This window comes from Cuspidothrix issatschenkoi CHARLIE-1 (assembly GCF_002934005.1).
Classification (GTDB): Bacteria; Cyanobacteriota; Cyanobacteriia; order Cyanobacteriales; family Nostocaceae; genus Cuspidothrix; species Cuspidothrix issatschenkoi.
Map to the genome: position 1 here is coordinate 1 of NZ_PGEM01000231.1, position 1,433 is coordinate 1,433.

The following is a 1,433-nucleotide window of genomic DNA, read 5'->3' on the forward strand; positions in this document are numbered from 1 at the left end:
AAGGTGGCAATGTTGATAATTTAATGCAACAATTAGGAGGAAAATTACCTGTAGATATGGCATTAGGAATTATTCTCCAAGTTTTAGACGGTTTAATCTATACCCATAATGCGGAAATTCCCTATGTTAAATTAGTAGATGGAGGTTATAAACCAGGTAAAGGGTTAGTTCACCGTGATTTAAAACCAAGTAATATATTTCTCTCTAATATTGATGGTAAATTAGTTGCTAAAATTGGTGATTATGGTTTAGCAAAATCCTTTGATTTAGCAGGTTTAAGTGGACAAACTTTAACGAAAAGTATCGGGGGTACACCTGGTTTTATTCCCCGTCAACAGGTATTAAAATATAGGGAATCTCAACCTGCTGTTGATGTTTGGGCAGGTGCAGCTTGCTTGTATAATATGTTGACAGGATATGTTCCCCGTAACTTTACAAAAGATCCTTTTATGGATATCTTAGAAAATGATCCTGTGCCCATTCTCCAACGTAATGGAAATATACCCAAAAAATTAGCCGAGGTAATAGATTTAGCGTTAATTGAAAAGCCACAAATATATTTTGATAGCGCTGAAAAATTTAAGAAAGCACTAATTTTAGTTTAAGATTAAAAATTAAACTTAAAACTTATGATTTCCTTGGCGTTGCTAACCCAGTATTTTCGGAACTTTTGGCAACCTAGAAAGGGTTTAGCCATCGCAGAAGCTTCTGTAATTGGAGTAGTAGCAGCCTTATCTGCGGTATTACTTAAACAAGGTTCAGGGTGGTTGGGAACATGGCGAGTACATACAACCCATATTTTTCCCGCATGGATAGCTTTACCAGCCATTGGCCTAAGTTTGGGGCTTTTTTCTGGTTGGTTAGTGCAGCGATTAGCACCAGAAGCTTTTNGCGAGTAGCTTTTGTCAAGTTAATCTCTGCAATTATCGCCTTGGGTTCGGGGTTAACTTTAGGGAGACAGGGGCCTACAGTTCAGGTTGGTGCGGGGTTAGCTGCGGGTATGAGTCGCCTAGTTCCCACTTCTCCAGAACATCGTCGCCAAATGATTGCAGCCGGCGCAGGGGCAGGTTTAGCCGCCGCTTTTAATGCACCTCTAGCAGGGGTGCTATTTATTATTGAAGAATTATTACAGGATTTATCTGGACTAACATTAGGAACGGCAATAATTGCCGCTTTTATTGGTGGTGTAATTTCCCGGTGGTTGGGTGGTGGAAGTCTGCAATTGGACTTAAAAATGATTGACCATTCTAGCAGTTTTTCCCTATTAGAAATTCCCGTTTTATTAATTTTAGGGGAGTTCTTGCGGGTTTATTGGCGGTTTCTGCTGGGGAAATGTGGCGAGATACTAAGATAATTTGTAAACATTCTATTTCATAATGGCGATCGCGGGCAATTGCCGCAGCCATTTCTAATAATGCGGGTGCGGTTTCTGG

Annotated in this window: 1 protein-coding gene and 1 pseudogene; both read left to right on the forward strand. The window is 40.0% G+C overall.

Annotated features, from left to right (window positions below):
• Nucleotides 1-605 (forward strand): protein kinase domain-containing protein (locus CUN59_RS20830; RefSeq protein WP_165790247.1); only part of this gene is annotated, 605 nt, incomplete at its 5' end.
• Nucleotides 606-629: 24 nt separating this feature from the next.
• A pseudogene (locus CUN59_RS20835) lies at nt 630-1,314 on the forward strand (chloride channel protein); the annotation flags it as partial.
• Between the last annotated feature and the right edge of the window lie 119 nt (nt 1,315-1,433).